Annotated in this window: 21 protein-coding genes and 1 tRNA gene; 13 read left to right on the forward strand and 9 right to left on the reverse strand. The window is 34.5% G+C overall.

Translation table 11 applies throughout. The annotated features are described in order from the left end of the window. Window positions 1-10: 10 nt before the first annotated feature. The 7 genes from murC (at window position 11) to B6A10_RS02645 (ending at window position 7,187) form a co-directional block, all read left to right on the forward strand. Window positions 11-1,363 (forward strand): UDP-N-acetylmuramate--L-alanine ligase, encoded by a 1,353-nt coding sequence (gene murC / locus B6A10_RS02615; RefSeq protein ID WP_188219610.1) that lies wholly within the window; start codon window positions 11-13, stop codon window positions 1,361-1,363. Further along, a complete protein-coding gene (locus tag B6A10_RS02620; protein WP_188219611.1) occupies window positions 1,347-2,072 on the forward strand; it encodes a cell division protein FtsQ/DivIB in 726 nt (241 codons plus the stop codon). Before murC ends, B6A10_RS02620 begins: the two co-directional genes overlap by 17 nt. Before the next feature lie 6 nt (window positions 2,073-2,078). Further along, on the forward strand, window positions 2,079-3,458 hold the full coding sequence (ftsA, locus tag B6A10_RS02625; RefSeq protein WP_026712320.1) for a cell division protein FtsA: 1,380 nt from the start codon (window positions 2,079-2,081) through the stop codon (window positions 3,456-3,458). A 55-nt stretch (window positions 3,459-3,513) separates the two neighbouring features. Beyond that, entirely contained in the window at window positions 3,514-5,496 is a 1,983-nt protein-coding gene (gene ftsZ / locus B6A10_RS02630) for a cell division protein FtsZ (protein ID WP_188219612.1), read from the forward strand. Window positions 5,497-5,670: 174 nt separating this feature from the next. After that, the gene (locus B6A10_RS02635) at window positions 5,671-6,120 is read left to right on the forward strand and encodes a GatB/YqeY domain-containing protein (protein ID WP_188219613.1); all 450 of its coding nucleotides are present in this window, start codon (window positions 5,671-5,673) and stop codon (window positions 6,118-6,120) included. A gap of 89 nt (window positions 6,121-6,209) precedes the next feature. Continuing rightward, window positions 6,210-6,283, forward strand: a tRNA-Arg gene (locus B6A10_RS02640). Between the two features lie 85 nt (window positions 6,284-6,368). After that, complete coding sequence (locus B6A10_RS02645; RefSeq protein ID WP_055093764.1) at window positions 6,369-7,187, forward strand: zinc-dependent peptidase; 819 nt, start codon at window positions 6,369-6,371, stop codon at window positions 7,185-7,187. Window positions 7,188-7,246: 59 nt separating this feature from the next. Here the strand turns inward: B6A10_RS02645 and rpe are convergent, their stop codons facing one another. Both rpe and B6A10_RS02655 read right to left on the reverse strand, forming a co-directional pair. Beyond that, complete coding sequence (gene rpe / locus B6A10_RS02650; protein WP_188219614.1) at window positions 7,247-7,909, reverse strand: ribulose-phosphate 3-epimerase; 663 nt, start codon at window positions 7,907-7,909, stop codon at window positions 7,247-7,249. A 149-nt stretch (window positions 7,910-8,058) separates the two neighbouring features. After that, window positions 8,059-8,922: a sigma-70 family RNA polymerase sigma factor gene (locus tag B6A10_RS02655; protein ID WP_007804760.1), complete on the reverse strand. Its 864-nt coding sequence runs from the start codon at window positions 8,920-8,922 to the stop codon at window positions 8,059-8,061. Window positions 8,923-9,156: 234 nt separating this feature from the next. Here B6A10_RS02655 and B6A10_RS02660 point away from each other — a divergent pair, with 234 nt between their 5' ends. Continuing rightward, on the forward strand, window positions 9,157-9,645 hold the full coding sequence (locus B6A10_RS02660; RefSeq protein ID WP_188219615.1) for a hypothetical protein: 489 nt from the start codon (window positions 9,157-9,159) through the stop codon (window positions 9,643-9,645). 104 nt (window positions 9,646-9,749) lie between these two features. Here B6A10_RS02660 and B6A10_RS02665 read toward each other — a convergent pair whose 3' ends face one another. The 6 genes from B6A10_RS02665 to B6A10_RS02690 form a co-directional block, all read right to left on the reverse strand. Continuing rightward, complete coding sequence (locus tag B6A10_RS02665) at window positions 9,750-11,894, reverse strand: polyribonucleotide nucleotidyltransferase (RefSeq protein ID WP_188219616.1); 2,145 nt, start codon at window positions 11,892-11,894, stop codon at window positions 9,750-9,752. A gap of 253 nt (window positions 11,895-12,147) precedes the next feature. Beyond that, window positions 12,148-12,417 (reverse strand): 30S ribosomal protein S15, encoded by a 270-nt coding sequence (gene rpsO / locus B6A10_RS02670; RefSeq protein WP_026712305.1) that lies wholly within the window; start codon window positions 12,415-12,417, stop codon window positions 12,148-12,150. 110 nt (window positions 12,418-12,527) lie between these two features. After that, complete coding sequence (locus B6A10_RS02675) at window positions 12,528-13,541, reverse strand: energy transducer TonB (protein WP_188219617.1); 1,014 nt, start codon at window positions 13,539-13,541, stop codon at window positions 12,528-12,530. A 36-nt stretch (window positions 13,542-13,577) separates the two neighbouring features. Next, window positions 13,578-14,519: an energy transducer TonB gene (locus tag B6A10_RS02680; RefSeq protein WP_055093772.1), complete on the reverse strand. Its 942-nt coding sequence runs from the start codon at window positions 14,517-14,519 to the stop codon at window positions 13,578-13,580. A gap of 17 nt (window positions 14,520-14,536) precedes the next feature. Further along, a complete protein-coding gene (locus B6A10_RS02685; protein WP_055093774.1) occupies window positions 14,537-15,493 on the reverse strand; it encodes a toxin-antitoxin system YwqK family antitoxin in 957 nt (318 codons plus the stop codon). Window positions 15,494-15,695: 202 nt separating this feature from the next. Continuing rightward, window positions 15,696-16,946 carry an OmpA family protein gene (locus B6A10_RS02690; protein ID WP_055093776.1) on the reverse strand — a complete coding sequence of 417 codons (1,251 nt, stop codon included), beginning with the start codon at window positions 16,944-16,946 and terminating at the stop codon, window positions 15,696-15,698. Between the two features lie 590 nt (window positions 16,947-17,536). Here B6A10_RS02690 and xrtF point away from each other — a divergent pair. The 5 genes from xrtF to B6A10_RS02715 all read left to right on the forward strand — a co-directional run bounded on the left by xrtF (window position 17,537) and on the right by B6A10_RS02715 (window position 21,588). After that, on the forward strand, window positions 17,537-18,073 hold the full coding sequence (xrtF, locus tag B6A10_RS02695; protein ID WP_188219618.1) for an exosortase family protein XrtF: 537 nt from the start codon (window positions 17,537-17,539) through the stop codon (window positions 18,071-18,073). Next, the gene (locus B6A10_RS02700; RefSeq protein WP_188219619.1) at window positions 18,063-18,506 is read left to right on the forward strand and encodes an exosortase F system-associated membrane protein; all 444 of its coding nucleotides are present in this window, start codon (window positions 18,063-18,065) and stop codon (window positions 18,504-18,506) included. Before xrtF ends, B6A10_RS02700 begins: the two co-directional genes overlap by 11 nt. 57 nt (window positions 18,507-18,563) lie before the next feature. Then, window positions 18,564-19,394 carry a restriction endonuclease gene (locus tag B6A10_RS02705; protein ID WP_188219620.1) on the forward strand — a complete coding sequence of 277 codons (831 nt, stop codon included), beginning with the start codon at window positions 18,564-18,566 and terminating at the stop codon, window positions 19,392-19,394. Window positions 19,395-19,406: 12 nt separating this feature from the next. Continuing rightward, window positions 19,407-20,762, forward strand: a complete 1,356-nt coding sequence (locus B6A10_RS02710) for an MBL fold metallo-hydrolase RNA specificity domain-containing protein (RefSeq protein WP_188219621.1) — start codon at window positions 19,407-19,409, stop codon at window positions 20,760-20,762. 139 nt (window positions 20,763-20,901) lie between these two features. Next, window positions 20,902-21,588 carry a DedA family protein gene (locus B6A10_RS02715; RefSeq protein WP_055093784.1) on the forward strand — a complete coding sequence of 229 codons (687 nt, stop codon included), beginning with the start codon at window positions 20,902-20,904 and terminating at the stop codon, window positions 21,586-21,588. 73 nt (window positions 21,589-21,661) lie between these two features. Here B6A10_RS02715 and groL read toward each other — a convergent pair whose 3' ends face one another. Further along, window positions 21,662-23,293: a chaperonin GroEL gene (groL, locus tag B6A10_RS02720; protein WP_188219622.1), complete on the reverse strand. Its 1,632-nt coding sequence runs from the start codon at window positions 23,291-23,293 to the stop codon at window positions 21,662-21,664. Between the last annotated feature and the right edge of the window lie 38 nt (window positions 23,294-23,331).

Raw genomic sequence — 23,331 nt, forward strand, 5'->3', positions numbered from 1 at the left:
TATAATCATTATGAACTTAAATCAAATACAAAACGTCTATTTTATCGGTATCGGTGGTATTGGTATGAGTGCTTTGGCGCGTTATTTTAAGTACATTGGAAAAGAAGTTTCTGGTTATGATAAAACGCCTACAATTTTAACCAATGAGTTGATTGATAGCGGAATTGATATTCATTTTGAAGATGATATTAATTTGATTCCTAAAAATTATTTTGTTGAAAATACTTTGGTAATTATTACTCCTGCTGTGCCTAAAAATCATTCGCAATGGAATTATTTCTTAGAGCGCAATTATCAGGTTAAAAAACGTGCCGAAGTTTTAGGGATTATTACTAAAGATACGTTTTGTTTTGCGGTGGCGGGAACTCACGGAAAAACAACTACCTCAAGTATTTTGGGGCATATTTTGCATGAAAGTGGCGCGGATGTGACGGCTTTTATCGGCGGGATTGTGGAGAATTATAATTCCAATTTAATAGGCAGCGGAAAAACGGTAACTGTAGTTGAAGCTGATGAATTTGATCGTTCCTTTTTGCATTTGCATCCCAATATTGCCTGCGTAACTTCTATGGATGCTGATCACTTAGATATTTATGGAACCGATGAAGCTATTAAAGAATCGTTTACAGAATTTGCTGATAAAGTTCAGGATAAAAATAAATTGTTTGTAACCACTCAATTACCACTTTCTGGTGTAACTGTAGGAGTTAATGAAAAAGCGGTTTACAACGCTTTTAATATTAGAATTGAAGATGGTAGTTATGTTTTTGATGTAGAAACTCCAAATGGGATTTTGAAAGATTTTCGTTTTGGACTGCCGGGAAGACACAATTTGATGAATGCTTTAATGGCTCTTGCAATGGCAGTAAATTTCGGCACCCCAACCGATGCCATTGCAAGAGCCTTAGCTTCGTTCAAAGGAATCAGAAGACGTTTTTCGTATCAAATTAAATCGGAAAATTTGGTTTATATCGATGATTATGCGCATCATCCTACTGAAATTAATGCAGTGCATCAGGCGGTGAGAGAGTTGTATCCGGGTAAAAAAGTGTTGGCTGTTTTTCAACCACATCTTTTTAGTCGAACCAGGGATTTTGTGGATGATTTTGCTAAAAGTCTTTCACAGTTTGACGAAGTGTTTTTAATGGATATTTATCCGGCAAGAGAATTGCCGATGGAAGGAGTAACATCGGAGTGGTTGTTATCTAAAATTGATAATCCAAACAAGAAAATTGTTTCTAAAGAAGCATTAATTCCGATGATGGTAGAAAATAATGCATCTGTTTATGTGACTATTGGTGCAGGTGATATTGGAGAAATGGTAGGGGAAATTAAAAACGCATTGAATGAGAAAAATATTTAACTGGGCTAATGTCAGATTAATTTTAATGTTTGCCTTGGTGTTGTTTCTTTTTTCGTTCACATCAAAGCGAAATGAGAAGCGAAAACTGGCTAAAATCAATGTAGTTTTTGTAGGAGAAAACAATCTTTTTATCAAAGAAGAAGCGGTTAATAAATTGTTAATAGAAAATATGAACAACCGTTTAGCTATTGAAAAAGATAAATTAGATTTGAATAAGCTAGAGAAAATACTAGATTCAAATGCAATGATTGATGAATCGGATGTGTTTGTAAGTATCGATGGTGTTTTGAAAGCGGTTGTAAAGCAAAAGACTCCTGTAGCCAGAGTGGTCAGTGAATTTGAATCTTTTTATGTTGATTATAAAGGCGGTAAGATGCCGCTTTCGGATAATTTTACAGCCAGAGTCCCACTGGTGTCCGGAGATATAAACAGTAAGAATGAAGAGAAATTGGCGCGTTTGTTTCGTGTGATTTATGAGGATGATTTTTTGAAAAAAAACATCATTGCAATTCAAATTATGCCGAATGCGAGCTTAAAAATGTTCAACAGGAATTATAATTACCAGATTGATTTTGGTAGTATGAGGAATTTTGAAACAAAATTTAAGAACTATAAAGCCTTTTTTCAAAAGGCGGTTTTAGATAGTACATTGTATAAATACAAAAAAATTGACCTGAGGTTTACAAAACAAGTAGTTTGCACTAAATAATAGAAAATGGAAAAAGAGAATATTGCAGTAGGTCTAGATATAGGGACAACCAAAATCGTTGCCATGATTGGAAAGAAAAATGAGTATGGGAAGTTAGAAATTTTGGGGGTCGGAAAATCCAAGAGCTTAGGTGTGGCCAGAGGGGTGGTAAATAACATTACACAAACCATCCAGTCTATTCAGCAGGCAATAAATGATGCGGAAGTAAATTCAGGTTATAAAATTAAAGATGTTGTAGTAGGAATTGCGGGTCAGCATATTCGCAGTATTCAACATACAGATTACATTAGTCGTAGCAATCCTGAGGAGGTTATTGGTGGTGCTGATATTCAGTTGTTGATTGATCAGGTGAATAAATTAGCAATGTTACCGGGAGAGGAAATTATTCACGTATTGCCTCAGGAATTTAAAATTGACGGACAATCTGAAATAAAAGAACCTATCGGGATGTACGGAGGGCGCTTAGAATCCAGCTTTCATGTGGTGGTAGGTCAGGCTTCTTCAATTCGTAATGTGGGTCGTTGTATTCAGAGTTCCGGAATTGAGTTGTCCGGATTAACATTGGAGCCTTTAGCTTCGTCTGATGCTGTTTTGAGTCAGGAAGAAAAAGAAGCCGGAGTGGCTTTGATTGATATTGGTGGTGGAACAACTGACTTGGCAATTTTTAAAGACGGAATTATTCGTCATACCGCTGTGATTCCTTTTGGAGGGAATGTAATCACAGATGATATCAAAGAAGGTTGTTCTATTATAGAAAAACAGGCTGAATTATTAAAAGTAAAATTTGGATCTGCCTGGCCGGGAGAAAATAAAGACAATGAAATTGTTTCGATTCCGGGATTAAGAGGCAGAGAGCCTAAGGAAATTTCGCTTAAAAATTTATCCAAAATTATTCATGCCCGTGTAGTTGAAATCATCGAGCAGGTTTTTAACGAAGTGAAAGCTTACGGACATGAAGATCCAAGAAAAAAACTAATTGCCGGAATTGTGCTTACCGGTGGTGGTGCTCAGTTGAAACACATTAAACAATTAGTGGAGTATATCACAGGAATGGATACCAGAATTGGATATCCAAATGAGCATTTGGCTGGTAATTCGGATGAGGAGTTTTCAAGTCCGTTATATGCTACAGCAGTTGGATTAGTGATGAACAGTATTGCAAATAATACGCAAAGTGCTGTTAGAAAAGAAGAAGTAGTTCAGCAAAGAAATGTTTTTTACCGTGAACCGGTAGCCGAACCTGTAGAAAGAGTTCAGCAGCAGGTAGAAGAAGTGGAAACAGAAGTTTATTCTAAAAAAGAAGAATCTACAGGAGATAAGATTAAGCGTTCTTTCTTTGATCGTTATGTAGATAAAATCAAAGATTTTTTAGATAACGCTGAGTAACAGGAAGAAAGAGAAGAATAAAGACAAAATATATTAATATCAAATACCAAATAATATGACGAGCAACTCAGAATTTGGAAGTATTTCATTTGATTTGCCTAAAAATCAATCAAATGTAATCAAAGTAATTGGTGTAGGAGGAGGCGGTAGTAACGCGATCAACCACATGTTTAGACAGGGAATTAAAGGTGTTGATTTTATTGTTTGTAATACCGATTCGCAAGCTTTACAAAACAGTGCTGTGCCTAACAAAATTCAGTTAGGAGTAAACTTAACAGAAGGTCTTGGAGCCGGAGCAAACCCGGATGTAGGACAACAGTCGGCTATTGAAAGTATTGCGGATATCGAAAAGATGTTAGACCGCAATACGAAGATGGTTTTTATTACTGCCGGAATGGGTGGAGGTACCGGAACCGGTGCTGCGCCAGTAATTGCTCAACTGGCTAAGGAAAGAGAAATTCTGACTGTAGGTATCGTGACTTTGCCGTTTACTTTTGAAGGAAAGGTGCGTCAGGAGCAAGCGCTTATCGGAATTGAAAAATTGCGTAAACAGGTAGATTCTTTAATTGTTATTAATAATAACAAATTAAGAGAAGTTTATGGAAATCTTGGTTTTAAAGCCGGATTCTCTAAAGCGGATGAAGTTTTGGCAACTGCCTCAAGAGGAATTGCTGAAGTAATTACGCATCACTATACCCAAAATATCGATTTGCGTGATGCTAAAACAGTTTTAGCAAATAGTGGAACTGCTATTATGGGATCAGCTGTATCTGCGGGTGAAAACAGAGCGAAAGAAGCTATTATTGCTGCTTTGGATTCTCCATTATTGAATGATAACAAAATTACAGGTGCCAAAAACGTATTGTTGCTCATCGTTTCTGGATCTAATGAAATTACTTTAGATGAAATTGGAGAAATCAATGACCATATTCAAAGCGAAGCTGGTTATAATGCCAATATCATCATGGGGGTTGGTGAAGATGAAACATTAGGAGATGCTGTAGCGGTAACGATTATTGCTACCGGATTTGATATTGAACAACAAAGTGGAATTGTAAATACAGAACCTAAAAAAATCATTCATACTTTAGAAGATGAGCAAAAAATTGTTCATAATCTAAGTAGTGCTCCGGTTGCTAATTTTGATTTGAATATTGATAAACCCGTATCTGCTCCGGAAAATAAAGTGGTTTTTGAATTGATTGATGATGAAGAAGAAGTAGTTGCGGCTGCTCCTCAGGTTCAGGAAACGGTAGTTCCGGTTCCGGGAAACGAGGACTTGATGGCAATGTCGGAATTTATTAAAAATATCGATGTTACTTTTGAGATTGTTTCTCCAATCAAAGAGGAAGAATTTACTTTTTCGGCTCCAAAAGTAGAAGAAGTAAAACAGCCCGTTGTTGAAGAACCGAAAGCAGTAGAAAAACAAGAGCAAACTTCGTTTTCTTTTGATTTGCCTCTTTTTAAATCAGAACCTGCGCAGCCAGAACCTGTTCAGGAACAACCAAAAGAAGAAAGAGTTTTATTTGAATTGACAAATGAAACTAAAGAGATCAAGGTGAAAGAAGCAGTTCAGTTTGTGCCTGTAACGGAGGTTTCTGAAAAAGGAGTTATCAAGTATTCTTTAGAGGAATACATGGATGCTGAAAACGAGTTAACAGCTGCCAAGCCTGCTGCGAAAGTAGTAGAGGAAGTGATTCCGGAGGAATTGAACATTACGATGAAAAAAGTAGAATTGGCTCAGGATGATTTTTCTAAAGCTGAGGATATTTCGCCAATCGAAATGACAATTGAAGAAACATTGCGTTTAAGAGCTGATGAGAGAAGAAAAAAATTAAAAGAATTCAATTACAAGTTTCATAATAATGTTTCCCGTATTGATGAGTATGAAAAAGAACCTGCTTATAAAAGATTAGGTATCGATATTTCAAACAATCAAACAAATAATGCAAATTCAAGAATATCAGTTGGAACCGATAGTAATAACGATTTACAATTGCGTTCTAACAACTCATATTTGCATGATAATGTAGATTAGTTAGCTTAATTTCATAGATAATAACCCGAAGATTGCATTTAATTTTCGGGTTATTTTTTTTACCTTCGCGCAGCATTAAAGTTTAGCAAATGTTTCTTTGGAGGTGTTTTGTTACAACTTTTTTTAAAAACTAATGTCAAATAAAGCAGTACTGCTTGTTAATAAAATACAACAATGAGTTTATCAGTAAAAATCATGGATGAGATGAAAACAGCCATGAAAGCAAAAGATACCGTAGCATTAGAAGCTTTAAGAGCTATAAAATCAGAATTGTTATTAGCGCAAACTTCTTCAGGTTCTAAAGAGGAGATTTCTGAAGATGAAGAAATAAAATTGTTACAACGTTTAGTAAAAACCCGTAAAGAAAGTGCCCGAATTTATACGGAACAAAACCGTCCTGATTTGGTTGAACCGGAATTAGCTCAGGTAGCGGTTATCGAGAAGTTTTTACCGGCACAGTTAAGTGAAGCTGAAATCGAAGCTGTAATTGCGAAAATTATTGCCGAAACTGGTGCTTCCGGAATTGCATCTATGGGTAAAGTAATGGGATTGGCAACTTCTCAATTGGGCGGGGCTGCAGAAGGAAAAGTGGTTTCTGGTATTGTTAAAAAATTATTAGTTTAAAAGTTTAAATTCCCAAAAGAAATTTCAAATTTCAATTTTTTTAGTTTTGGAATTTGAGTTTTTTTTAAAATTGGTATTTATATAAAAATGGCTGCGTAGTTCAACTGGATAGAATATCAGATTTCGGCTCTGAGGGTTGGGGGTTCGAACCCCTCCGCAGTCACCTTAAAAAGCAATAGAATTATTTCTATTGCTTTTTTGCTTTTTAAAGAATATATTTAGCAATCCAAATCTCTTAAACTTAATTTATGGCTACTGTTTTTCAGGTACTCACTACGTTGTTAATGGTAGTTCTGTTAGTTGTTTTTGTTTTTAAAATTATAATAGAACCTGTTTATGTTCTTTTTTATAATAAGCCGGTTTATATTCACTACTATTTTCCGGTTCGCAAATTAGATGTAGTTCAAAGTGATTTTTTGGAACGCCATTTTTCTTTTTATAAAAAATTATCTCCGCAAAAAAAGAAGTATTTTAATCATCGTGTGGCTGCTTTTGTTGCTAAATACCAATTTATTGGTCAGGCAGGTTTTGAGGTAACCGAGGAGGTGAAATTGCTCCTTGCGGCTACTTATGTGATGTTGACCTTTGGAATGCGTCATTATCGGATTAATAATTTTAATAAAATTATCATTTATGCCGAAAGCTATTATTCGGTTATAACCAAACAATACCACAAAGGCGAATTTAATCCGGCTTTAAAAGCTTTGGTGTTTTCCTGGAAAGATTTTGAAGAAGGTTTACGATGCGAAAATGATAATTTAAATTTAGGATTGCATGAGTTTTCGCATGCTTTGTACTTCCATGGATTAAAAGGGCGGGATCAGAGTAGTGTTGTTTTTGCGGATTCCTATGATAAGATTATTGCTTATCTCAAGCGCCCTGATGTTTTAAACGGGCTTATTGCGTCAAATTATTTTCGAATTTACGCTTATACCAATCAGGCTGAATTTGTAGCTGTGGTTTTGGAACATTTCTTTGAAACCCCTTTGAAATTCAAACAGGAGCATCCTGAGCTTTTTACGATTGTTGCCGAAATGATCAATATAAAAGAAGAGTATTTTGCTTAAAAAAAAACACTCCAAAAGAAAATTACTTTTGGAGTGAATTATATTTTTAAAGTTTTACTTTATAGAGTAGTGATTTTTTTCAAATCAGCCACAGTAGCAATTGGGTCAGCAGAACCAAAAACATAGCTTCCGGCTACCAAAACATCGGCTCCGGCTTCAGCTAATTGTTTAGCATTTTTGTTAGTTACACCACCATCAATTTCAATAATGGTTGAAGCGCCTTTTCTGTTGATTAAGGCTTTTAATTTTCTAACTTTGTCATAAGTGTTTTCAATGAACGATTGTCCTCCGAAACCTGGATTTACGCTCATGATTAAAACCATATCTATGTCGTTGATTACATCTTCTAATAAATCAACGCTGGTGTGTGGATTTAAAGAAACTCCTGCTTTCATGCCTTCGGCTTTGATTGCCTGAATAGTTCGGTGTAAATGCGGACAGGCTTCTAAATGTACCGTAAGAATATCAGCTCCCAATTTTTTAAAAGTAGAAATATATCTGTCAGGATCAACAATCATCAAATGTACGTCGATGGTTTTTGTAGCATGTCTTTTAATAGCTTCTAAAACCGGCATTCCAAAAGAAATATTAGGAACAAAAACGCCATCCATGATGTCAATATGAAACCAATCGGCCTCGCTGGTATTAATCATTTCTATATCACGCTGCAGATTGGCAAAATCAGCGGCTAATACAGAAGGAGCAATAAGTGTGTTTTTCATTGTGGTTGTGTTGAAATTTTTGCAAAGGTACAAAATCAAATGTTTTTTATACAAGTCGCTTTATGCTTTGTTTTTGAGAAGATTGTATAATAAAAAACTCCGGTGTTTCTGCCGGAGTTTTCTACTAGAAATAATTAATTATGGGAAAATTATCCTAAGTATGTTTTTAAAATTTTACTTCTTGAAGTGTGTTTCAATCTTCGGATGGCTTTTTCTTTAATTTGACGAACACGCTCACGAGTCAAGTCAAAAGTTTCTCCGATTTCTTCTAAAGTCATTGGGTGCTGATCACCTAATCCAAAGTACAAACGAACTACATCGGCCTCACGAGGAGTTAAAGTTTCTAAAGAACGCTCGATTTCGGTACGTAATGATTCGTGGATTAATTCTCTGTCAGGATTTGGAGATTCACCGGAACGCAATACATCGTAAAGGTTAGAATCTTCTCCTTCAACAAGTGGCGCATCCATGGATAAGTGACGTCCGGAGTTTTTCATAGACTCTTTTACATCATTTACCGTCATATCCAGTTCTTTTGCAATTTCTTCTGCAGATGGCGGACGCTCATTAGATTGCTCTAATAAGGCATACATTTTGTTGATTTTATTGATAGAACCAATTTTGTTTAATGGCAAACGAACGATACGGGATTGCTCGGCTAAAGCTTGTAAAATAGACTGACGAATCCACCAAACAGCATACGAAATGAATTTGAAACCACGGGTTTCATCAAAACGTTGTGCGGCTTTAATCAATCCTAAATTTCCTTCGTTAATCAAATCGGGAAGGGTTAATCCCTGATTTTGATATTGTTTAGCTACCGAAACAACGAAACGCAAGTTGGCTTTTGTTAGTTTTTCAAGTGCTCTTTGGTCACCCGCTTTAATGCGTTGTGCTAATTCTACCTCTTCGTCAGCGGTAATAAGGTCAACTTTACCAATTTCTTGTAAATATTTGTCTAAGGAAGCAGTTTCACGATTGGTAACCTGCTTGGTAATTTTAAGTTGTCTCATGATTTTGTTGTCCCAATTTTAAGTGTACAAGTGGTTATACGTTTAGAAGTTGAAAAAAGTTACAAAAAATTGAAAATAATTTATATTATTTCAATATGAGTATTTTGTAAGGTTTTATTTGTTTGATTTGTAATGGGTTAGTTGTTTTTTTATTGTAGTTAATTATTTGTAAATACTAATATTTGTATTTTAAAGTTTACTAAATTTAAGTGTTAATCTTAAAACTGAAATGTTATGAAAAAAGTGTTTTTATTTTGTTTGATGTTGGTTTTTTCAACTCAATTTTATGCTCAGGAAGCGACTGCCAGTAGTGTTATGAAAGAAAAAATGGCTGCAGAAAAGAAGAAAGCCGATAAAGAGGCTAAGGACAAGGCAGCTATGGCTGCGGATAAGAAAAAGAAAATGGCTGACGAGGCTATGATGAAAACCGATGAAGCTAAGGCAAAAAAAGAAGCTGCGATGGCTAAAAAAGATGAAATGACGGCTAAGGCTAAAAAGGAAATGAAGGCTAAGAAAGAAGCAGGGACTAATATGTCGGCCAATAAAGCTCAGGTGGCTAAGGATAATGCCATGGAGAAAGAAGCCCGTGTGAAAGAAAAAGCGTCGGTAGCAAAAGATAAAGTAACAGGATCTTATAACGGACATAAAGTATATACCGGTCCTAAAGGAGGTAAGTATTATATCAATAAAAATGGGAATAAAATTTATTTGGATAAAAAATAGTTGTCAGTTTTTTGTAATTCAATCTTTCAGTATCTAAACAAAAATCCCGCTCACATCAGTAAGCGGGATTTTTTATAATAAACCTTTAGTAAACTAAGATCTGATTACTCTTGTTTGGCCTCACGTGGAGGGCGGGCGATAAGTGCTTTTTTAGACACTTTCTCTTTTTTGGTTTTAGGGTCAATTCCTAAGTATTTTACTTGGAAAACATCTCCCATTTTTACTACATCAGCAACGTTTTCTGTACGTTCCCAGGCTAATTCAGATACGTGTAATAAAACTTCGTTTCCTGGAGCAGCAGTATATTCTACTACAGCACCAAAATCTAGCATTTTAATTACTTTTACTTCGTAAGCTTCTCCAACTTGTGGTTTGAAAGTAATCGCATCAATTTTAGCTAATACGGCTTTGATTCCGTCAGGATCAGTTCCTAAAATTTCAACAACCCCTTGTTCGTCCACCTCATTGATAACGATAGTAGTTCCGGTAGCTTTTTGTAAATCCTGAATTACTTTTCCGCCAGGACCGATTAAAGCACCAATGAAGTTTCCAGGAATAGTTCTGGTGATGATTTTAGGAGCGTGAGCTTTAACGTCTTCTCTAGGAGTAGCAATTGTTTCAGTTAATTTTCCTAAAATATGCATACGTCCGTCACGAGCTTGAGATAAGGCTTGTTCCATGATGTCATAACGTAATCCTTCGATTTTGATATCCATTTGACAAGCTGTAATACCATCGGCAGTACCTGTTACTTTAAAGTCCATGTCTCCTAAGTGGTCTTCGTCACCTAAAATATCTGAAAGTACAGCAAATTTTTCTCCGTCAGTGATTAATCCCATGGCAATTCCGGAAACGGGTTTTGTCATTTTAACTCCTGCGTCCATTAATGCCATAGTTCCTGCACAAACAGTAGCCATAGAAGAAGAACCGTTTGATTCTAATACTTCAGAAACTACACGGATTGTATAAGGGCAATCAGCAGGAATCATGTTTTTCAAAGCACGTTGTGCTAAGTTTCCGTGACCTACTTCTCTTCTTGAAGTTCCTCTTAAAGGTTTAGCTTCTCCGGTAGAGAAAGGAGGGAAGTTATAGTGTAAGTAGAATTTTTCTTCACCTTGTTCTGATGGAGAGTCGATTTGGTTTGCTTCTCTTGAAGTTCCAAGAGTTACAGTAGCCAAAGCCTGAGTTTCTCCACGTGTAAATAAAGAAGAACCGTGAACTGAAGGTAAATAATCAGTTTCACACCAGATTGGTCTGATTTCGGTTGTTTTTCTTCCGTCCAAACGAATTCCTTGTTCTAAAATTACATTACGAACGGCTTCTTTATTGGTTTTGTAGAAATATTTTCCAACTAAACCTGCTAAGTCAGCATTTTCAGCATATTCTTCTTCTGTAAATAAAGCTTTCGCTTCTTCTTTTACAGCAGCAAATTTTTCACCTCTTTCGCTTTTTCCTGAAGCTTCTTGCGCAATTGCATAACATTTGTCGTAAGCAGCAGCTTTTACTTTTGCATAAACCACTTCGTCCTCAACTTCACCTTCGTAAGTTCTGTATTCAGGATTTCCTAAAGCAGCTCTTAAGCGTTGTTGTGCAAGGATTTGAACTTTAATAGCTTCGTGAGCAAATTTGATCGCTTCAATCATTTCGGCTTCTGAAATTTCTTTCATCTCTCCTTCAACCATCGCAACAGAATCCATAGAAGCTCCAATCATCATGTCGATGTCTGATTTTTCTAATTCTTCACGGCTTGGGTTGATTACTAATTTTCCGTCGATACGTGCTACACGAACTTCAGAAATTAGATTGTAAAATGGAATGTCAGAAACTGCTAATGCTGCAGATGCTGCTAAACCTGCTAATGCATCTGGCATAACGCTGTCATCATGAGACATTAATTGAATCATTACCTGAGTTTCAGCGTGGTAATCATCCGGGAAAAGCGGACGCAATACACGGTCAACCAAACGCATAGTTAATACCTCGCTGTCACTTGGACGGGCTTCTCTCTTGAAGAAACCTCCAGGGAAACGACCTGCAGCAGCAAATTTTTCACGGTAATCTACCGTTAATGGTAAAAAATCAACGCCTGGATTCGAAGTTCTTGCAGATACTGCTGTTGCTAAAAGCATACAGTTTCCTAAACGAACTACTACCGAACCGTCGGCTTGTTTGGCTAATTTACCAGTTTCGATTGAGATGCTTCTTCCATCTCCTAAATCGATAATTTCTTTTTTTACTTGTGGAATCATAAATTTCCTTTTGTTTTGGTTATACTACGGACTTTGTTGTGTTGTTGTAGTTGTTGTGTGTCCAATGAAAAACCAAACTTTTTTTTGTTGTATGAAAACCTTGAAAATAAGGTTTTTTTAGTTTTTTTACCATTAAGGGATTTAGTGATATTAAGGTTTTAAAAACTTAACTTTTCTTAATTTCTTAATGGTGAAATATTGAGCTATTTTAAAATGAAAAAAGAGGTACTTGCGCACCTCTTTTTTGTATTGATTATTTTCTGATACCCAATACTTTGATGATTTCACGATATCTGTTGATATCTTTCTTTTTCAAATAGTCAAGTAAAGATCTTCTTTTACCTACTAATTTCACTAGTGAACGCTCAGTGTTGTAATCGTGACGATTTCTTTTTAAGTGCTCAGTCAAGTGGTTGATTCTGAAAGAGAACAAAGCGATTTGTCCTTCTGCAGAACCAGTGTTTTCTGCTTTTCCTCCGTGTTGAGCGAAAATTTCCGCTTTTCCTTCTTTAGTTAAATACATGCTAATATTTTTTTAAATGATTTTTATGTATGCCCAACAGTTATTGTAAGACGGCAGCAAAAGTAATACTTTATTTTGAATTGGCAATAATAAATTTTTAAGTCAGTTTGTTACCAACGGGAATTGGTGTTTTTAATTATATCTTCTCCAGGTGTAGAATTCTGATTTTCATAATTAACGGTTGCTCCTTTAAATGAAATAGGTAATGAAAATTGCATTTTGAGAGGAATGCCTCTTTTTATTCCAGGAATCCATTTTTCCATTGATTGTAAAAGTCGTATTACTTCTTCTCCTGTTCCGTAGCCAATATCTTTTAATATTTTGATATCAGTGATGCTGCCATCTTTATCTATCCAGAAAGTTGCACGTACTTCGCCATTTAAATTTTGAATATTTGGGGACTTTAAATTTTTGGCGATATACTTATAAAAGTCATGTATTCCGTTTTTAGGTACTGGTTTTAAATTTAATATTTTATATGGGTATTTTTGATTGTTATTGTCTGTACTAATTCCGGAAATAAATTTATTATCCTGGTATATTTCTGTAAAACTAAAATTTTCCTTGAGATCTTTTCCTTCCCAAATCCCTTCTTTATATCCATTTTTTAATTTACCCTTGCTATAGAAATCTTTTGAGTTTTCTTCGTAATCGCCATTACCATCAATTACGGTTTGGCTATTATCAGTATTCCAGTAATTTAAAATTTTAATTTTATTCTGAGATTCTTTCTCTTCAGGGGTGTATTCAATTTCACTTTTTTTATTCCCATTTTCATACCATTCTTCTTCTTTGCCAACTAATCTCTTATTTGAATAATGATTTATTTCTTTTTTGTTTCCGTTTTCATAATAGGTGATGATTTCTCCTTCTTTGGCAAATTGGTTTTTGTCTTTAGAATATCCTTCAGTTCTAATAGCTCCTGATTTATACAATTCTTTAATTTTATAAAGGTCTTGCTTTGAATTGTAATTCTTTATAATTCTTATATAGCTGTGGTTTTCAGAGGTAGTCTCTTTCCATTTAGAATCCAGAAAAATGATTTTGTCATTTTTTGATGTTTGAGCAATGGTTATTTGACTAATGAAAAATAGTGTTATAACGAAAATTAGGTTTGGTTTCATAGTTTTAGTAATGGAATTAAAAAAAATAAGTTTTTATTATGTACCTTTTATTGTGATAGGGATAGAGTACAAAACTTTAACGTATTGTCCTCTTTGTTTTGCAGGAATCCATTTTTCATAACTGGTAATAACCCTTATTGCTTCATTGTCTAACGTCTCGTTCAAGGATTTTATAGTTTTGGGTTCTGTTATTTTACCTTCTTTATCAACTATAAACCGTATGAATATTTTTCCGTTTAGTGATTTGTATTCATTTGGAATTTTAAAATTTCTGCCAATGTGTTGATAAAAGTCTTGCATTCCTTTTATAGGTTCTGGTTTGCTTTCCAGTACATCATAATGGTATTCATTGTTGTCTTTGTCTGTGCTTGTTCCTGAAATTAGTTTTCCTTTTTTGTACTCTTCGATGTATTTGCAGTTTTTGTTATATTTTCCTTTCCATATGCCATCTTTAAGGCCGTTTTTTATATTACCTGTGTCAGAATGTTTTTCGGATGTTTCTTCATAAAACCCATTTCCGTCAATTACAGTGTGTTGTCCATCTTTGTTCCAAAACTGTGATATTTTAATTGTGGAAGTTTTGTTTTCAGAATCCCAAGTTATTTCTTTTTCTGATTTTTTTTCGCCGTTTTCATACCATTGTGCTTGTTTCCCATTTAAGCGGTTATCAATATAGTTGGATTCTTGTTTTTTGTTTCCGTTTTCGTAAAAATCTATGCGGAGTCCTTCTAATTTTAGGATGTCTTTGTCTTTAGTAAAAGCTTTCATGTTTAGTTTTCCTAATTTAGTATATTCGGAAACAGTGTATGAATCCTTATCGGTTTTATAATCTTCGACTATTCTGATGTAGGCGTAATTTTTGTCAGTAGTAGTAATGTGCAGTGAATCAAGAAAAATTGTCTTGTCATTTTTTGATGTTTGGGCAGATATAATTATTGATAAGAATAATAAATATATTAGTATATGATTTGTTTTCATGTTGATAATTTTAATGGTTAATTAGCAGGGCTTTGAATGCTGATGGGTAATCTAAAAGAAACTTTAGAAATTATCCCTCTGTGTGTTCCCGGAATCCAATTTGGAGATTTTTTCAATACTCTTATCGCTTCCTCTCCTGTGCCTAATCCAAGATCTTTTACGATTTTGATATCTGTTAGTTTTCCATCAATATCAACATTAAATACAGCATATAGTTTTGGTTTTTCTCCCGGTTTGGTTTGTAGACCGTATGGGACTCTGTAATTTTTTCCTATAAATTGGTAAAAAGCCATCATGCCTTCTTTGTATTCCGGTTTTTCAAAAAGTACCTTGTATGGGTGTTCAACATTATTAGCGTCAATACTTACTCCGGAAATTAATGCTCCGTTTTCATAGTTTTCTGTGAAAGAGTTTTTTGTTTTGTTGTTTTTTCCGGTCCAAATTCCTTGTTTTCGACTATTTTTTATTTCTCCTTTTTCGTAGATTTCTCCTGTAGTTTCTTCGTAAAATCCATTGCCGTCAATTACTTTTTGTTCGTTATTTTCGTTCCAATATTGTATAATTTGAGTTTGAGATTCTAAAGTTTTAGGGTCGGTGTGGATTATTTTTTCAATTTTTTTATTTTGATTTTCATACCACTCCGTTTGTTTCCCGTTGATTAGATTTTTACTGTATTGTGTTTCACGTTGTTTGTTCCCGTTTTCGTAATAATCAATTCTTGGGCCCTCAAATCGGGGTTCGTCCATTTTGGTTGAAATGGCTTTCATTTTTATTTTTCCTGATTTGTAGTATTCTGTGAAAATAAAAATATTGGGCTGGTTGTTGTAATTCTCTACGACACGGATGTATTTATACTCTTTTTTATCGGTTGGGTACCCTAAAGAATCCAAATTATATCGGGTTGGTTCTATGATTTGCGCCGATATAGTAATTGAAGTTAAAAGTAATACGTTGGTTAATAGGCTGATTTTCATATTTGGTTATTTTTTTTCAAATATAGCGAAATAGATGACAGTTTTGTATTACATTAGTGAATTTTGTTGAATTTTTCTCAAAACTTTTGATTTGGCTGATTTAGGGAAAAAATTAAAGATGTTTCTCAAGTGAAATAAAAAAGGCTGCCAAAATTATTTGGCAGCCTTTTTATTATACTAAATTGTAATTAAAAAAAACTAACTAGTTTTTTACTTTAAATGTAACTCTGCGTACAATTTGACGAGCAGTAGCTGAATTTTTATTTACAGAAGCATCTTCTCCATTACCAACAACTGATAGTCTTGAAGCATTAATTCCAGAGTTAGTTATAATAGTTTTAACTGTTTCAGCACGTTTTGTTGATAATTTTTGGTTGTAATCTGAATTTCCAATTTCGTCAGCATAACCAATAACCTGAGCAGAAGCAGAAGGGTTGTTTTTTAAATATTTCACTAAGAAATCAACACCAGCTAATGAAGAGTTTGTTGGTTTAGATGAATTGAAATCAAAATAAACATTTACATATCCATCATTGATTAATTGTTCAACAGTAGTACCTGAAGTTGTAGTGTTATTTTGTCCGAATTTGTCAGATAGGTAGCTTTCTAATTCGTCTGGAACACCATTTTTATTATTGTCGATAGATTGTCCTTTAGTGTTTACAGCTACACCTGAAACAGTGTTAGGCTCTAAATCATACATGTCAGCAACACCGTCTTTGTCTGAATCAATTAAACCTGTTTCTAATTGAGTTAAACGGTTGTCTAAGTTGTTGTATTTGTCAGCTTCAGCAACCCAGTCAGCATGTTTTTCGTTTTTACCTAAGTAGAAAGTAAGTCCAACAGAACCGTTTAAAATTCCACCGTCAAAAAATCCTGTGTTTGCAGCAGACATTCCATCAAAATTATGGTTTTGTTTACCATTAGTGATTCCTGAGATATCTCCGGTTAAAACAATTGAATTGCTTAATTTAACTTGTCCTGTCAATCCAATAATTCCATTTGCCATGTAATCAGTTCCGTTAAAACCGTCAGATGTCATCATAGAAACACCCACACCTCCATGAGCTAATAAACCGATAGTGTTTGTCCAAGTTTCAAAATTTAAAACACGTCCAAGGTTTACTACTCCTTGTAAATCGGTTCTCCAGTAGTTTGTGTCAAATTTAGAAGAATCATCATCTTCTTGAAATTTGTTGTATCCAAAATCTAATTTTAAACCGAATTTAGGATTGAACATGTAACGTACTCCTAAATCTGCGTTCCAAAAGCTTGGTGTGCTTGTGAAGTAACCAGGAGTTAATGTTCTAAAAGGTTTGTTTACACCTGCTCCTAATTCAATAGACCATTTGTCATATGAATTTACGTCAGTTGATGAATTTACAGCAGCATCTTGTGCGTTTGCTGCAAAAGATAACATGATGATTGACAATGTCGCGATTGTTTTTTTCATGATTTTAATATTTAGTTAATTTTTGTAAGATTTGAGTCTAATTTAAAAACAAAGTTAAAAGGTAAAAGTTTAAAAAAGTTTCATTTGATTTTATATAATTCCCATGTGTTAACATAGAAAATATAATTTTAAGATTACAAATTTCGGTAGTTTATTTAAGAAAATTGCCATAGTAGTTTTTTTTAAGAAAATATTAACATTTGTTTTTCTTTCTTTTGCTTTGTATCTATTTATAAATTAGTTTATAATGTTTTTTATAAACATTCTTTTGTTTTCTTAAAAATAAAATGTTAACATAAAATTAACAGGTATTGTCTTTGGTTATCGGTTTGTTTTTTGTGATTGTTATAAGTGGTTTTAATCTCGTATCATTTTTAAATATTATAGATTAATTTGTTTTTTATGGTTTTAGATAATTTGAATATGAGGTTTTAAATGGAATTTATTAACTGGTGTTTTTGCTTGTTTTTACGGTATTATGTTTAGCTGTGGAGTTGTGAATTTTGTATTTAATAAGTTAGTTTTATTTCGTTTTTTTTGAATGAATCAGAATTGATAATAATTTATATAAATTTGATAAAAATCAAAGTTTGAAGAAATACTTAATTCTATATCGCCCTTTTTTAGTTTTTCTGGCTAAGTTTTTCCTGACTTATGCGGTTTTGACATTAATTTATCAGGGGTACTTGTCGCGTTTTGATGGAAGTTCAGTGGATAGTATAACTCATTTTGTTGCTGAAAATACCAAGCAATTGCTTCATCTATTTGGAGTTGATTTTAGGTTAAAAGAGGTTTTTCAAACTGGTTTTATCACATTGTTTTACAATCAGCAAGCTGTTGCACGTATGATTGAAGGTTGTAATGCGGTTAGTGTTATTATTTTGTTTGCGGCTTTTATTGTAGCATTTTCAGGGAAAAAGAGAACGACTTTAATTTTTATTTTGGCAGGCAGTTTTTTTATTTATGTTTTAAATGTAGTTCGAATAGCTTTGTTATGTTCGGCTTTGTACTGGTTTCCCGATCACGAAGGTTTGCTACATGAAATTGTTTTTCCTTTGTTTATTTACGGAGTTGTGTTTGTTTTATGGGTAATTTGGGTTAATAAATTTTCATTGTATGTCAGATAAAAACTACTCACGGCCGCTAAAAATACTACTTTTTTTATTGTTGCTATTTGGTTTTGTGCTGATTCGTTATAATGAAGATGTCTTGTTTTATGACCCTTTTTTGAGTTATTTTAAAGACAATTTTAACCACATGCCTTTGCCGGAATTTGATAATTTCCGACTAATTTTAAATTTGTGTTTTCGTTATGGCTTGAATATGTTGCTTTCGTTAGCGATGATTTATGTGATTTTTCGGGATTGGACGATGATTAAATTTGCTTTTTTTCTTTATTTGACAGCATTTGTGGTCTTACTGATTTCCTTTTTTATGGTCATTCATTTTTGTGGTGCTCATAATAATTTTTTACTTTTTTATATTCGAAGATTTCTCATTCAGCCACTATTTGTTTTACTGTTTATTCCTGCATTTTATTTTCAAAAACGAAATTCCTAAGATTTTTTATGTAACTTTAAAAGACTGTTTTAGTTGATAATATCTAATTAAAGTACTATGAAAATTGTAAAACATTCCGGTGCAGTCGTTAATTTTAATCCTGAAAAACTTACTGAGTCCTTACTGAATTCGGGAGCTGATGCTTATACCGCAGAATCCATCTTAAAAGAGATTTCTCATGAAATATACGAGGGAATTTCAACTAAAAACATCTACAAAAAGGCTTTTGCACTATTAAAAAAACATACGCATTCTCATGCTGCGAGATACAATTTACGTGCGGCTATTGAAATGTTAGGCCCGGAAGGATTTTATTTTGAAAAATATATCGCCCGTCTTTTTGAAGCTGAAAAATATGAAACTAAGACTAATGTTGTTTTGCAGGGAAACTGTGTCATGCACGAAGTAGATATTTTACTGAAAAAAAACAATGTGATTTCGATGGTGGAGTGTAAGTTTCATGGTGGGCGGGAAGCAGCTTCGGATGTAAAAGTGCCTTTGTATGTCTATTCCCGATTCAATGATTTAAGGGAGAATAATTACACTCTTTTTTCGAATAAAGAGCAAATTAACAATTGCTGGATTGTAACCAATACGCGTTTTACGGCTGATGCGATTGCTTTTGCCGAATGTTCCGGGATTCATTTGCTGAGTTGGGATTATCCTGAAAAAAGAAGTCTGAAATCCAGAAATAATCATGATTGTTTGTATCCGGTAACCTGTTTGACAACTTTGACGAAGGCGGAAAAAGAAAAATTACTACTGCTGGATGTGATTTTGGTAAAAGAACTAAAAGACAACAGAGTTGATTTGAAGGAAATAGGAATTAGTACGCATCGGATTAAAAATGTTTTAAAAGAAGTTAACGAATTGTGTAAGTGTTACTAATAATACGGTATTATGAAAATTAAATTTATCGGAGCGGCAGGAACAGTAACGGGGTCTAAAACATTGATAGAGAGTAATGATGTTCGTTTTTTAGTAGATTGCGGATTATTTCAGGGTGTAAAATCCTTGCGGGAGTTAAATTGGGAACCTTTGCCGGTTTTAGCCTCCACCATCGATTTTGTCTTATTGACGCACGGACATTTGGATCATTGTGGCTGGTTGCCCAGATTGGTAAGTCAGGGGTTTACGGGTAAAATTTATTGTACCGGTCCTACGAAGGAAATTACTAAGCTGATTTTGGTAGATAGTGCTAAGATTCAGGAAGAAGATGCCTTGAAGGCCAATCAGGAAAATAGCTCGAAACACCAAATTGCAGAACCTTTATATACGGTTAAAGAAGCAGAAAATGTTTTTCCGCTGCTCACTGTTGTTCAACCGGAGACTCCAATTGTGTTAGGAGAGGATATCGAAGCTACTTTTTTTCTGGCGGGACATATTATCGGGGCCTGTAGTATTGCTGTGAGTTTGGAAGGTAAAACGCTGGTTTTTTCAGGAGATGTCGGTAGAGATAATGATGTGTTGTTGTATCCGCCGATAAAACCTAAAAATGCCGATTTAGTATTTCTCGAAAGTACTTATGGTGATCGTTTGCATCCTGATACTGATCCAAAATTAGAATTAGAGGAATATATTAATGAAGCTTTTAAAAAAGGCGGCACAGTTATTATTCCGAGTTTTGCTGTAGAGCGGGCTCAGAGTATTATGTTTTTATTGTGGGAATTAAAAAAAGAAGGTCGCATTCCAAATATTCCTTATATCGTTGATTCTCCAATGGGAGTAGGTGCTTTTGAAGTCTTTTTTAATAATACCAAATGGCACAAGTTAAATTTTGCCGATTGTCAGACGATGAGCAAAATGTTTGTGATTAATTCCGATTACGAAGAAACGCTGGCGGCCATCAATCATAAAGGGCCAAAAGTGGTGATTGCGGCGAGTGGTATGATTACCGGAGGAAGGGTTTTAGGTTATTTAGAAAATTACATCGGACTTCCTGAAACAACAATCTTAATTGTCGGTTATCAGGCTGAAGGAACCCGAGGGCGTAAATTGATTGAAGGAGCTAAGGCGATAAAGATATTTGGAACTTATTATACCGTAAGAGCTAAAATTGTCGAAATAAACGGACTTTCGGCTCATGGTGATCAGGCTGATTTATTGGATTGGTTATCTGATTTAGAACAAAAGCCGCAGCGAGTATTTTTAGTTCATGGTGAACCTGCGGCGGCCGACGAATTGCGTATCAAAATAAGAGAACATTACGGATTTAATTGCTCAGTTCCGCTGATGGGACAGGAATTTAAATTTTAATTTGATGAAAAAGTTCTTTACTTGTTTGAAAGGCTGTTTTTTATCGTTAATTAAACTTTAAATGGAATGAATAAATTGTGGTTGATATAATTTATTCTTACTTTCACGCTCGAAAATATTTTGAATAAAATCCGGGAGAATGAATAGCTTTGATTGGAAGAATTTAATAGACCCACTTTTTTACATTCATTTTGATATAAATGGAATAAAATTAGGAATCTATATCGTATTGTTTATTGTTTTTGCGGAGACAGGTTTGTTTGCCGGTTTCTTTTTGCCGGGTGATAGTTTGCTTTTTCTTGCCGGAATCTACAATCGGGAGTTAATTGAGAATATTCTGTTTATTGACAGCGATTTTGTTAATGTGACTTTACTTTCAACGTTGGTAGCTTTAGCAGGTATTTTGGGTAATATGATTGGTTATTGGTTTGGGGCTAAGAGCGGCTATTATTTGTATAATCGTGAGGATAGTTTTTGGTTTAAGAAAAATTATCTTATTCAGTCTAAAGATTTTTTTGAAAGACATGGAGGGAGAGCAATTATTTTTGCCAGATTCCTGCCTATTTTTAGAACTTTTGCGCCGATAGTAGCCGGAATTGTTACCATGGATAAGAAGAAATTCATGTTTTTTAATGTGGTGAGTTCTTTTTTATGGTCTTTCACCTTAATTTTTTCCGGTCATTATCTGTATGGTTTTTTACTTGAAAAATTCGGAATAGATTTAAAAGAGCATATTGAAGTTATTGTTATTGGATTGGTTGTTGTAACACTTTCTCCGGTTATTCTTAAATTGACTAAAAAATTACCGACTTCAAAAGACGAATAATTTTAAAAAATAAGCATAAAAAAATCCGTTCTGATAGCTTCAGAACGGATTTTTTATTTGTCTAATGTCGAGATTACATCATTCCCGGCATTCCGCCACCCATTGGCATTCCACCTCCGGCATTTTCTTCTTTAATGTCGATTAAAGCACATTCGGTAGTTAAAATCATTCCTGAAACCGAAGCAGCATTTTCTAATGCTACACGAGTTACTTTTTTAGGATCGATGATACCTGCTTTAAGCATATCCACATATTCGTTAGTTTTAGCGTTGTAACCAAAATCACCTTGTCCTTCAGCTACTTTTGCAACAACTACTGAACCTTCAAGACCAGCATTTTCAACAATAGTTCTCAATGGAGCTTCGATAGCACGGGAAACGATTTGGATTCCGGTAGCTTCGTCAGCGTTGTCAGCAACAAGACTTCCTAAAACTGATTTAGCTCTTAATAAAGCGACACCACCCCCGGCAACGATTCCTTCTTCAACAGCAGCACGAGTTGCGTGAAGTGCATCATCCACACGGTCTTTTTTCTCTTTCATTTCTACTTCTGAAGCTGCTCCTACATAAAGAACTGCCACACCTCCGGCTAATTTAGCCAAACGCTCTTGCAATTTTTCTTTGTCATAATCAGAAGTAGTCACTTCCATTTGACCTTTGATTTGGTTCACGCGGTTTTTGATCATTTCAGCATCACCAGAACCACTTACAATAGTTGTGTTGTCTTTGTCGATAGCTACTCTTTTAGCATTTCCTAACATTTCGATAGTAGTGTTTTCAAGAGTGTATCCTCTTTCTTCAGAGATAACAGTACCACCTGTTAAGATTGCGATATCCTCAAGCATAGCTTTTCTTCTATCACCAAAACCAGGCGCTTTTACAGCAGCAATTTTTAATGCTCCACGTAATTTGTTTACTACCAATGTTGATAATGCTTCACCATCAACATCTTCAGCAATAATTAATAATGGTTTTCCTGATTGAGCAACTGGCTCAAGAACCGGTAATAATTCTTTTAATGAAGAAACTTTTTTGTCGTATAATAAAATGTAAGGGCTGTCTAATTCCACTTCCATTTTTTCAGAGTTGGTAACAAAATATGGAGAAAGATATCCTCTGTCAAATTGCATTCCTTCTACAACATCAACAAATGTATCAGTACCTTTAGCTTCTTCTACAGTGATTACGCCTTCTTTTCCTACTTTTGCGAAAGCAGTAGCAATTAATTCACCGATAACTTCGTCGTTGTTAGCAGAGATAGAAGCGATTTGTTTGATTTTGTCAGAGTCACTTCCTACAACCTGAGATTGTTTTGCAAGGTCAGTAACGATAGCGTCAACAGCTTTGTCGATACCACGTTTTAAGTCCATTGGATTGGCTCCGGCAGCCACGTTTTTCAAACCTTCTTTTACGATAGCCTGCGCTAAAACGGTTGCAGTAGTTGTCCCGTCTCCGGCTAAATCATTAGTTTTAGAAGCAACTTCTTTAACCATTTGAGCTCCCATGTTTTCTAATGGGTCTTTCAATTCTACTTCTTTGGCAACAGAAACACCATCTTTGGTTACTGTTGGTCCTCCAAAGGTTTTTCCAATGATTACATTACGACCTTTTGGTCCTAAAGTTACTTTTACTGCATTAGCTAATGCGTCAACTCCACGTTTTAATCCGTCACGTGCTTCAATATCGAATTTAATATCTTTTGCCATTTTTATTTTCTACTTTTTAATGTTGTGTTTTAAAAATT

The sequence above is a fragment of the Flavobacterium pokkalii genome, from assembly GCF_014596575.1.
In the GTDB taxonomy this organism is placed as follows: Bacteria; Bacteroidota; Bacteroidia; order Flavobacteriales; family Flavobacteriaceae; genus Flavobacterium; species Flavobacterium pokkalii.

What these genes read in the sequence shown, in the direction of transcription:
- murC (WP_188219610.1), top strand. Translation starts at nt 11, where the DNA reads ATGAACTTAAATCAAATACAAAACGTCTATTTTATCGGTATCGGTGGT.
- B6A10_RS02620 (WP_188219611.1), top strand. Translation starts at nt 1,347, where the DNA reads ATGAGAAAAATATTTAACTGGGCTAATGTCAGATTAATTTTAATGTTT.
- ftsA (WP_026712320.1), top strand. Translation starts at nt 2,079, where the DNA reads ATGGAAAAAGAGAATATTGCAGTAGGTCTAGATATAGGGACAACCAAA.
- ftsZ (WP_188219612.1), top strand. Translation starts at nt 3,514, where the DNA reads ATGACGAGCAACTCAGAATTTGGAAGTATTTCATTTGATTTGCCTAAA.
- B6A10_RS02635 (WP_188219613.1), top strand. Translation starts at nt 5,671, where the DNA reads ATGAGTTTATCAGTAAAAATCATGGATGAGATGAAAACAGCCATGAAA.
- B6A10_RS02645 (WP_055093764.1), top strand. Translation starts at nt 6,369, where the DNA reads ATGGCTACTGTTTTTCAGGTACTCACTACGTTGTTAATGGTAGTTCTG.
- rpe (WP_188219614.1), bottom strand. Translation starts at nt 7,909, where the DNA reads ATGAAAAACACACTTATTGCTCCTTCTGTATTAGCCGCTGATTTTGCC.
- B6A10_RS02655 (WP_007804760.1), bottom strand. Translation starts at nt 8,922, where the DNA reads ATGAGACAACTTAAAATTACCAAGCAGGTTACCAATCGTGAAACTGCT.
- B6A10_RS02660 (WP_188219615.1), top strand. Translation starts at nt 9,157, where the DNA reads ATGAAAAAAGTGTTTTTATTTTGTTTGATGTTGGTTTTTTCAACTCAA.
- B6A10_RS02665 (WP_188219616.1), bottom strand. Translation starts at nt 11,894, where the DNA reads ATGATTCCACAAGTAAAAAAAGAAATTATCGATTTAGGAGATGGAAGA.
- rpsO (WP_026712305.1), bottom strand. Translation starts at nt 12,417, where the DNA reads ATGTATTTAACTAAAGAAGGAAAAGCGGAAATTTTCGCTCAACACGGA.
- B6A10_RS02675 (WP_188219617.1), bottom strand. Translation starts at nt 13,541, where the DNA reads ATGAAACCAAACCTAATTTTCGTTATAACACTATTTTTCATTAGTCAA.
- B6A10_RS02680 (WP_055093772.1), bottom strand. Translation starts at nt 14,519, where the DNA reads ATGAAAACAAATCATATACTAATATATTTATTATTCTTATCAATAATT.
- B6A10_RS02685 (WP_055093774.1), bottom strand. Translation starts at nt 15,493, where the DNA reads ATGAAAATCAGCCTATTAACCAACGTATTACTTTTAACTTCAATTACT.
- B6A10_RS02690 (WP_055093776.1), bottom strand. Translation starts at nt 16,946, where the DNA reads ATGAAAAAAACAATCGCGACATTGTCAATCATCATGTTATCTTTTGCA.
- B6A10_RS02700 (WP_188219619.1), top strand. Translation starts at nt 18,063, where the DNA reads ATGTCAGATAAAAACTACTCACGGCCGCTAAAAATACTACTTTTTTTA.
- B6A10_RS02705 (WP_188219620.1), top strand. Translation starts at nt 18,564, where the DNA reads ATGAAAATTGTAAAACATTCCGGTGCAGTCGTTAATTTTAATCCTGAA.
- B6A10_RS02710 (WP_188219621.1), top strand. Translation starts at nt 19,407, where the DNA reads ATGAAAATTAAATTTATCGGAGCGGCAGGAACAGTAACGGGGTCTAAA.
- B6A10_RS02715 (WP_055093784.1), top strand. Translation starts at nt 20,902, where the DNA reads ATGAATAGCTTTGATTGGAAGAATTTAATAGACCCACTTTTTTACATT.
- groL (WP_188219622.1), bottom strand. Translation starts at nt 23,293, where the DNA reads ATGGCAAAAGATATTAAATTCGATATTGAAGCACGTGACGGATTAAAA.